Origin of the sequence: Holdemania filiformis DSM 12042 (genome assembly GCF_000157995.1) — a bacterium.
Lineage (GTDB): Bacteria > Bacillota_I > Bacilli_A > Erysipelotrichales > Erysipelotrichaceae > Holdemania > Holdemania filiformis.
In genome coordinates this window covers 661,457-670,967 of sequence record NZ_GG657561.1, presented here as the reverse complement: position 1 = coordinate 670,967, position 9,511 = coordinate 661,457, and the positions used below count along the sequence as shown (strand labels likewise).

Below are 9,511 nucleotides of genomic sequence, written 5' to 3'. Positions count from 1 at the left end.
GAGCGCTCAGCGTTCTCTTTTTTTCGTTTATCCCTCCTTTTTTAAATCCTGTTGTCCTTGATTATCGATCAGGAAAGACACCTCGAATAATTCTGAGGTAAAGAAAAAGCGCGGCCTCCGTTTACAAGAAGATCCAGCGCTTTCCTGTTCTTTGTCCCACGTAGAATAACGAACGAGACAGGCACCGCCTTTTCAGCGCTCACCATTCCCTGGTCGATTCGTTCAGACAGATCGTTTAACTTTTATTGACCTAAGATCCTTAAGCGATCCTCGCAGCTTGAATTCGCTGTTTATGCCCTCTTTATTTCAGCCGGATCAGCTTTTTCAAGCCCGCTTTCTTGATAATCAAACAGGCCTGGTTGTGCAGCGGCAGCCCTTCGCAATACAAAATCTTTTTACCGCGGTAAAGTTGTTGATGGAAGATGACGCACGTATAGCTCTCCTCGCCGCGGACAAACCGCCACGCGCTGACTTCCTCTTCCGGCAGCTTTCCGTGGCCCGGCTGCATAACTTCGGCCGGTTCCAGCCGGAAGTCCTCGCCATAAAACAGCTCGTCCTGAAACAACGATCCATGCATCCTTCCACGGCTGGCAAAAATTTTATGGTCCTGCAATTCGTTGTAGCGCAACGAACACGGTCCTTGTTCCACGCTGACCGGCAAGCCTTCGTGATGATAATTCAGCTTGACTGTTTCCTGCTTCAGCTGCCAATCCGAATCATTGCCGCTGACCTCCACCTGCGGATCGAGCTGGATCCGGCTGACAACGGTATGCCCGCCCTCACAGAAAATCTCATCACAGACAACCCAGCAGCCCTGCGGAAGCATGATCACTTTCCGAATGTGCGTCATCTGCGGCTGTTCGGTCAGCACGCCGCCTTCCCAGTACAAGCCCTCCGGCGTATCGCGGATAAGCGTTGCCAACGGGCGCAGAAACCGTTGATAGGTCCAGCTGGAATCCGGCACGCTGCCTGGCTGATCGTCCAGAATCACTGTGTTGTGCGCGCTCATGCCTTTCAGTTCAACGCGGACCGGATGATCCTCACGATAGGTGAAGCGGCCGGGGTCGATCACAAACGGCAGCCCCTGGTGAATGATCGAATAATGCAGATTATCCGAATGGCCATGACCGCTGCCCAGCTCGCCGTTAAGCATCATCATCCATTCCGCGCTCCGGCCGAAATCACTCCGGCGCACGACGATGCCGCAGTCCTGTCCCGCATAGAGCAGGGTCTGCGGCGTTTGCTTCGGCAGGGTCTGCAGCTTCCGCCAGGCCGGCATTCCGCCGTTTAAAAGCAGATCGCTGTCGCCATGATCGCTGCCCATCGCGCGCAGCTGCGGATCGTCAAATAGAATAGCGCCTTTGTTCATAACATCCTCGGCGTTGACCCGGTCGGAATCGCCGAAGGTTTCGATCTGATGATCCGGCATCATCATGTGCATCAGCGCCCGGGTCATTGCATGCGCTTTTTCGCAGATTTCATCCGTCAGCGGAATCGGATAAAACTGTGCGTAATCCAATACCCGCAGCACGTTGTTGAGCACCTCGACATGATACATCGTCGATTGTTCCCAAAGCATGCCGTCCGCCCCGATCTGAATCTGCATCTGGGTTTCCAGCTCTTCCAGCGCCCAGCGGTAGACTTCATCCTGCCGCGGATCCTTTCCCATCATCGCCGAGCACACAATCATCCCGCAGGTCTGGATGCTTCCCCAGTTGCTTAAAGTGTATTTTTCAATATAATTCGCTTTTAAATACGCCAGCTGGTTCTCTACGCTTGTAAGAATCAGCGTCAGCTCCTCGTCGTTCAGTTTTTCCGACGCTTCTAAAAGCATCGCGCATTCCAGCATGTTGACCACACGGATGCCGGTATCCAGCGTGCGTGTTGACAGACTGGGTTCGATACGGGGATGCTGCTCAATCCAGTCAAGCAAGAAGTCTTTGGCCTGATCAAGATAGCGCGTATCCTGACTGATCAGCGCCGCTTTGGCCAGCGCCGACCAATAATCCATGCGGTTGAGCATAAACGTCCATTCCTCGTCGTCATTGAACACCTGATTCCAATCCATCGTTTCCATGGTGTGCGGCGTCAGACACCGCTCCATGTCCCACGGATGATCGAACACAAACGTATGCGCGCACAACTCCCGGCCCCGCTGCATCAGCTTGTCCCGCTCCGGACTTTGCCGCAGAAGTTCCGATACCTGCTTTAACTCTTTCTGCGCGACAAGCTGCCGCCATGAATTTCTGATTTCTTCAATCTTCATCAATATCCTCTTTCCTTATTTAACGATCTGATTACGGGTTTTCCTTCATTTTTATTATACCAGAATTCACTGAGGAAAAAGAAAAACCGGTTGAATTTGACCGTTCAATTTCAACCGGCTCTGCCTTAACGTTTGCCTGTATCGTATATTTCGCCCGCCGCCTTCGGACCGACCGATTTGCCAGCGAAGATGACCAGCGCGATGATCGTCAGAACATACGGGAACATGCTGAAGAATTCCGTCGGCAGCGTTGCCAAAAACGGGATGTCTTTCGCGTAGAAGCCCAGCGTCTGAGAGAAACCGAAGAACATGCCGGCGCCCAAGACGCCGAATGGATTCCACTTACCGAAGATCAGCGCCGCGATCGCAATAAACCCGAAACCATGAATCGTCACGACGGTAAACTGAACGTCCTGGGTCAAGACCATGACGCCCCCGGCCAGGCCTGCCAGCGCGCCGGAAACCAGCACGCCGAAATAGCGCATCCGGCGGACGTTGATGCCCATCGACGCCGAAGCCTGCGGGAATTCACCGCAGGAACGCATACGCAGACCGAACGGTGTTTTAAAGACAACATACCAGGTTACAAAGACGAGGATGATCGTCAGATAGAACGTCGGATGCACCTGCTTGAAGAACATCTCACCCAAAACCGGGATATCCTTCAAGACCGGCACGTCAATGCGCGTGATGCCGCGGATAAACGCCGGTGTGCGCTGCTGGTTGAAGAAAATCTGGCACAGATAGACCGTGATTCCGGCTGCCAGCAAGTTCAGCGCCGTCCCGGAAACCGTCTGGTCCGCGTTCAGGTCGATGCTCGCATAGGCGTGCAGCAGGGAGAAGACCATGCCGGCCGCCATGCCTGCGATCAAGCCGATCAGAATGGCCGTCTTACTGTTGGCCCCGGTCGGATCGAGGACCACGACCACGGCTGCGGTGACAAACGCCCCGACCAGCATGATGCCGTCCAGCGCGATGTTGACAACGCCGCTGCGTTCACTGAACAAGCCGCCCAGCGCCGCGATGATAATCGGAGCCGAGATCATCAGAGTGATCGTAAACATGTTATAGAATAAACTCATGCCTGTTCACTTCCTTTCTCCGCTGTCTCTTTCTTTTTTGACAATCGGTTCATAATGAAGATAATGCCGTTCTGCATTGCCACCAGCATGATGATGGTGGAGGAAATGATCGTCGCGATATCCTTCGGGATCTGCATCGACTGCATCAGCGGCTGCGCCACTTTCAGCAGACCGAACAACAAGCCGGCAAAGAAGATGCCGATCGCGTTGCACCCGCCGACCAGCGCGACGGCGATGCCGTCAAAGCCGTAGTTTTCCGCCGTGTTCAGCACGCGTCCGTAGCCGAAGGTACCCAAGACCATGATTGCTCCCGCCAGCCCGGCCATAACGCCGGAAATCATCATGGCGTAGACGACGTTGCGTTCAACCTTCATGCCCGCATAGCGCGCACCTTCCGCATTGAAGCCGGTCGCCCGCAGGCTGTAGCCGAACGTCGTTTTTTCAATAATGATGTGATAAACAATCACCGCCAGGATGACGACCAGGATGCCCCAGTGCAGACGGGAATTGTTCGTGATCTGTTTAAGAAAATCTGATTTGATCAGCGCGGAAGCCGGCAGATCCACTGTGCGGGTCTGAGTTGAGCCCGGCAGCGCTTTTAAGATGTAGTTGCAGAAGTACAGCGCGGCGTAATTCATCATGATTGCCGTGACGACTTCCGAAATATTCCGTTTGACTTTCAAAAAGCCCGGTAAAAAGGCCCATAACGCCCCGGCCACGCCGCCGGCGATCAAACAGACGATCGCGTGCAGCACCGGCGGCAGCGGTACGAGAATGCCGACGACGGTCGCCGCCAGCGCTCCGACCATGACCTGACCTTCGCCGCCGATGTTGAACAAACCGGTGCGGTAAGCGAAGCCGACCGCCAGACCGGTCAAAATCAGCGGCATCGAGAAGACGATAAACTCGCCGAAGTAGCGCGGGTTGATCGGCCCTGGAGCTAAGATATCAAAGCCGCAGAAGCTTTTGACAATCGCCGAGATCAGCAGCACCGGCGATTTCCCGCTGGCGATGACGATGATCATGCCGACTAACAGACCCAGCAGAACCGCAATTAATGGAGCCGCTAGTTTTTCTCTTTTTTTCATGCTTCCGCGACCCCCTTCCGGATCGAACCGGACATCATCAGACCCAGTTCATTTTCATCCGTTTCTTCCGCTTTGACCCAGCCGGTCAACTCCCCGTTGAACATCACGGCGATTTGATCAGACAGCGCCATAATTTCATCCAGTTCCAGCGACACTAACAAAATCGCTTTGCCGTTGTCGCGTTCCTGCACGATCCGTTTATGGATGTACTCGATCGCGCCGACATCCAGACCGCGCGTCGGCTGAACGACGATCAGCAGCTCCGGACTGCGGTCGATCTCCCGGGCGATAATCGCTTTCTGCTGATTGCCGCCGGACATGCTGCGGGTGATCGTTTCCCGGCCCTGACCGCTGCGGACGTCGAACATTTCAATCAGTTCGTCGGTTTTTTTGTCGATCGCCGCCATCTGAAGCAGGCCGTTCTTCGCATACGGCGCTTCGTTATAGCTGTGAATAACCATGTTCTCTTTCAGTTTGAAATCCAGGATCAAACCGTGCTTATGCCGGTCTTCCGGAATGTGGCCCATCCCGGCTTCGATCCGGTGCTTGATCGAGCTGTGCGTGATATCCTTGCCGTTGAGCAGCACCTTGCCGCCTTCCGCCTTCGCCAGTCCGGTCAGCGCATACACCAGCTCTGTCTGGCCGTTGCCGTCGATGCCCGCCACGCCGACAATTTCACCGGCGCGCACCTGCAGACTGAAATCCTTCACACCTAAAAGTCCCTTGGAGTTTTTAACTTTCAAATGTTCAATTTCCAATACGACCTTGCCGGGCTGCTGGGCCTGCTTCTCCACGCCGAAATCGACTTCGCGGCCGACCATCAGCTTCGCCATTTCCTCTTCCGAGGTTTCCGCGACCTGAATCGTCCCCATACACCGGCCGCGCCGCAGAACAGTGCATACATCGGCAACTTCCTTGATTTCCTTCAATTTATGCGTGATTAAAATAATTGTCTTGCCTTCCTTGGTCAGATTGCGCATGATTTCCATCAGCTCATGGATTTCCTGCGGCGTCAGAACCGCCGTCGGTTCGTCAAAGATCAGGATGTCCGCATTGCGGTAAAGCATCTTTAAAATCTCAACGCGCTGCTGCATCCCGACGGAAATATTCTGGATCTTGGCATACGGGTCGACGTTCAATCCGTACATTTCGCTCAGCTGCTGAATCCGCTGGGCGGCCGATTTGATATCCGTGGTATAGAATTTTGTTTTCGGTTCCAGTCCGAGAATAATATTTTCAGTGACTGTAAAGCATTCTACCAACTTAAAATGCTGATGCACCATTCCGATCCCCAGGCTGTTGGCGACATTCGGGTCTGTGATTTTTACTTCCTGGCCGCGCACTTTAATCGTGCCGCGGGTCGGCTGATACAGACCGAATAAAATCGACATCAGCGTGGATTTCCCGGCCCCGTTTTCTCCCAAGAGAGCGTGAATACTTTTTTCCTCTACTTGAAGAGTCACATCGTCGTTGGCGCGGATGCCTGGAAAGTCCTTGGTGATGTTGAGCATCTCTATCGCATAACTCATTATTTTCCCTCCATTAACTATTCAAAATTATAACATATTTCCTCCCGCTCCCGTTGGATTTTTTTGCGTTTTTCACAAATAAATGTGACATTTGACACCTGAACTTTCAGCATCAGCAGCACTGAGCTCTGAAACAAATTATTCACGACAAAAAGAAACCAAATATTTCTTTATAGAAATCCGATTTCTTTTTTTTACATACGTTTTACCGAACTTTCTTTGTTTTCAAGAATTGGTTATTCATTACGCTTCTCTGTTCGCTTGACTTCACTTCCTGGCTGCGTAAACTTCCCTTTTTCAACTGCATCGCAAAACTATGCCGCATTGTCCAGTGTGTAAAAAATATTGCCCTGTTTTCCGTCAATGCGTGCTTGAGCAGGACCGCTGACAGCGCTTGCTGCAAAGCAGCAGGTCAGGGAACCATCCACATGCTTAAACTGAATGTTTTGCCGTGCGTCCGTACCTTTCAAAATCCGCTGGCAGCATTCGGCCAGCTCGTCCACGATCGTCGGCGACACTACGGGATCGTTATGACAGCGCAAACCGAAGACAATCTGTCCGCAGACACTTTGAACATAACGCAGACTTTCCAGATACTGACTGACCGTTAGTCCCGGATGAATTAAACATACCCGCCGGCCGATGGCGTCGCCATAAATAGCAACCTGTTCTTCCTTGATCAAAACAATCATACTTCCCGCCGTATGTCCGCTGCAGGCAATGGTCTTCACGGTGATGGCACCCAGATCAAATTCCTGACCATCTGTCAACATGTGCGGCGTTTTCAATTCAGGCGCATATGCGGATAACGGATAATGTCCAAACGTCGGATTTTGATGGCGACAAAACCGAATTTCAGGATCGGCAAGCTCATGGTAACCCGCATGATCTTTCGCATTGAGATAAACTTCATTAAACCAGCCGCTGCCGCCGATATGATCCTCATGATTATGCGTCAGAATAACAAACACTGGTTTGTCCGTCAGTGTTTCCACAACCTTTTTTAAATTGTCTCCAATCCCATGCCCGGTATCAATCAAGCATGCTTTTCGTTGTCCTTCGATCAAATACAGATAAACGTCCGTATCAATAATCCGTGTGATATGCTTCGTCACCGATTCAGCCCTCAAATTTTGATATTCCACGCTTTATTTCCTTCTCTCATTTTCTTTTTTCAACTAACCTGGATTCTGACAAATCCGCGCAGTTCGTCAAGCACCTGTCTCTTTATTTCTGTTTTGAGGCAGCCCGGCTGAATTCCTCACTGTCCAGACCGATCATCCAGGCCCAGATGAATCCAAAAATCAGAGCACCACTACCGCACAGGAACCCTTTCAGGATATTAGCCGTTCCGCCAGCGATGAATCCGATCCACGGACCGATCAGCGGAATTCCCTGGGATGGATAGACAATAGCGCCCAAACAGGTGACGAGAATGCCGGTGATCACGCCGCCAATGGCCAGTCCCGGCACACATTTAGAATTCTTAAACACCACTCCGTACAGTCCCGGTTCAACTGTACCGGATAACAGATAGGCGGCATAGGTTGCTTTATTTCCTTTGTTGTGGGTTTTAATAATCGCCGCGAACACCATGCCATACATGCAGATATTGCTCATTTTGATTGCCGGACTAAGAATTTTCTGATATCCGTAAGTCATTTGTTCCGGAATATTGATCGCCTGAACTAATGGCATATGCATTCCCGTCGCTACGACAAATAACCATAAGCCGCCGATGGCGCCGGTAATCCACGGAATTTTTTCACAGGCTTTAATCACCATTGCCAGTCCGTCGCCGATGTAACCGCCAACCGGTCCCAAAACACACAATTCCAGTGGGATCATCACCAGCAGCACGATTAGTGGCCGGAAACTCATCGCAAACATATCAGAGATGTGTTTCTGGGCAAAATCATTCACGATTTTCAGACAGGCAATCGTCAGCAGCATCGGGAACATTGTACCGCTGTAAGATACCAACTTCATCGGAATGCCATATACCGCAAAGGCTTCCCCAGCACTTACCAGCGCGATATAATCCGGCACCAGCAGAATTCCTCCCAGCAGCAAACCCAGTGGGATACTGGTTTTAAGTTTTTTGGATGCTGAATAACCAATATAGAGCGGCATGAAATAAAAGAACGCATTGTAAATCAGATCAAATAATCGATAGGTATCCGACTCCGCCGAAATCCAGTGGAAAAAACCGGGACCGATCAGCACTTGAATTGTTTTGACCATCGACGCTGCAACGAGGATTGGAATCAGCTCACTCACCGTACCGCTGATATAACTGAACACTTTTCCAATCGCTTTTTTGATTGTCAGTTTCTCATTTTTGCGGTCAAAGTTTTCTGGAATTGCCGACTGAGACTGGAAATCACCTGTCTGACAAACGGCTTCGTAAAGTCGGGGAACATCGGGTCCGATAATAATCTGGTATTGTCCACCAGCCCTGGAAACACCCAAGACGCCCGGAATCTGTCGAATCTGTTCATCATTTGGAATACTTTCATCTTTTAACTCAAACCGCAGACGGGTTGCGCAGTGATAAACGCCAGCAACATTTCCTTTTCCTCCTACCTTTTCCAACAGAGTCAAAGCTTGTGTTTTATAATTTTTAGCCATCATTTACTCCTCCTGTTTATTCAAATAAAAAGCCTCACAAAAAAGATTCGCTTTTCTGTGAGGTTATGCCCTTACCGGTAACAATCCTCTCGATCGATCATACGATTGATATGGAGCATCAGATATAACAATTCTTCATCGCTGATGATCATCTTTTGATTTTCTTCCAAAGTCTTGCGAATGGCCAGTGCACATTGATAGACCGCAGGAAACGCCTGCCTTGTCTGATCAAATAGCTGATGATTAGTACTGATAATCGCGGTTTTATCCCGTTGGCGTTTTAACAGATACATAAGATGCGATACAAACCGGGAATAATTAAAGTTGGTCCGGTCGAGTTGGATATGCATCCGGTCTTCGATGATGTCAGTGATCTGCCCGATAATCTTCGTTACGTTCTCTAATTCACGACTATAGCTTTCATCATCATAGCTGCCGACGATATGAATCGCAATGATCGCTGCCTCATCCGATGGCAGCTTTACGCCATATTTATCGTTAAGATAATCGACAGCCCATTGTCCTGCCTGCATTTCCATTTGATACATCTGGACTACTTCGCTAACGATGCTAAACTGAAAATAAATATGGGCACGGGCCCGTTTAATTGCGAAATTTAGATGGTCAACTAACACGAAGAATAAAGAATCACTGATTTCTTTTTTCAACCGCTGTCGGATCTGGCTCACGATATATCCCGTGTCTGCGAACAGTTCCTCATCGATCTCATCCAGCACTGGCAGCGTATCCGTTTTTACGGCATAAAATGTCCGTTCAATTCCGCTCAAATCCTGAAGCTCGTAGGGCATGGCCTTAAACCCAATCCCTTTGCCCAGGGCAATCAGCTCTTTACCACCTTGATCGATACACAGAGCTACATTGTTGTTAATCTTCTTAATCACTTTCATAGACTGG

At 50.5% G+C, this 9,511-nt stretch carries 7 protein-coding genes; all 7 read right to left on the bottom strand.

All coding sequences use genetic code 11. The features are described from left to right. Positions 1-301 precede the first annotated feature (301 nt). Positions 302-2,266, bottom strand: coding sequence for an alginate lyase family protein (locus HOLDEFILI_RS15835; RefSeq protein WP_006060873.1), 1,965 nt, complete (start codon positions 2,264-2,266; stop codon positions 302-304). Positions 2,267-2,391: 125 nt separating this feature from the next. Next, the gene (locus tag HOLDEFILI_RS15830; protein ID WP_006060872.1) at positions 2,392-3,348 is read right to left on the bottom strand and encodes an ABC transporter permease; all 957 of its coding nucleotides are present in this window, start codon (positions 3,346-3,348) and stop codon (positions 2,392-2,394) included. Continuing rightward, positions 3,345-4,436, bottom strand: coding sequence for an ABC transporter permease (locus HOLDEFILI_RS15825; RefSeq protein WP_006060871.1), 1,092 nt, complete (start codon positions 4,434-4,436; stop codon positions 3,345-3,347). The genes HOLDEFILI_RS15830 and HOLDEFILI_RS15825 overlap by 4 nt, the downstream gene beginning before the upstream one ends. Further along, positions 4,433-5,965 (bottom strand): ABC transporter ATP-binding protein, encoded by a 1,533-nt coding sequence (locus HOLDEFILI_RS15820; RefSeq protein ID WP_006060870.1) that lies wholly within the window; start codon positions 5,963-5,965, stop codon positions 4,433-4,435. Before HOLDEFILI_RS15820 ends, HOLDEFILI_RS15825 begins: the two co-directional genes overlap by 4 nt. Positions 5,966-6,279: 314 nt before the next feature. Then, a complete protein-coding gene (locus tag HOLDEFILI_RS15815; protein ID WP_006060868.1) occupies positions 6,280-7,110 on the bottom strand; it encodes an MBL fold metallo-hydrolase in 831 nt (276 codons plus the stop codon). An 82-nt stretch (positions 7,111-7,192) separates the two neighbouring features. Continuing rightward, positions 7,193-8,596: a PTS transporter subunit EIIC gene (locus HOLDEFILI_RS15810; protein ID WP_039865167.1), complete on the bottom strand. Its 1,404-nt coding sequence runs from the start codon at positions 8,594-8,596 to the stop codon at positions 7,193-7,195. A gap of 71 nt (positions 8,597-8,667) precedes the next feature. Beyond that, positions 8,668-9,504 (bottom strand): PRD domain-containing protein, encoded by an 837-nt coding sequence (locus tag HOLDEFILI_RS15805; protein WP_006060866.1) that lies wholly within the window; start codon positions 9,502-9,504, stop codon positions 8,668-8,670. Positions 9,505-9,511 lie beyond the last annotated feature (7 nt).

Excerpts from the sequence above, each read along its gene's own strand:
- HOLDEFILI_RS15835 (WP_006060873.1), bottom strand. The coding sequence starts at position 2,266 with ATGAAGATTGAAGAAATCAGAAATTCATGGCGGCAGCTTGTCGCGCAG.
- HOLDEFILI_RS15830 (WP_006060872.1), bottom strand. The coding sequence starts at position 3,348 with ATGAGTTTATTCTATAACATGTTTACGATCACTCTGATGATCTCGGCT.
- HOLDEFILI_RS15825 (WP_006060871.1), bottom strand. The coding sequence starts at position 4,436 with ATGAAAAAAAGAGAAAAACTAGCGGCTCCATTAATTGCGGTTCTGCTG.
- HOLDEFILI_RS15820 (WP_006060870.1), bottom strand. The coding sequence starts at position 5,965 with ATGAGTTATGCGATAGAGATGCTCAACATCACCAAGGACTTTCCAGGC.
- HOLDEFILI_RS15810 (WP_039865167.1), bottom strand. The coding sequence starts at position 8,596 with ATGGCTAAAAATTATAAAACACAAGCTTTGACTCTGTTGGAAAAGGTA.
- HOLDEFILI_RS15805 (WP_006060866.1), bottom strand. The coding sequence starts at position 9,504 with ATGAAAGTGATTAAGAAGATTAACAACAATGTAGCTCTGTGTATCGAT.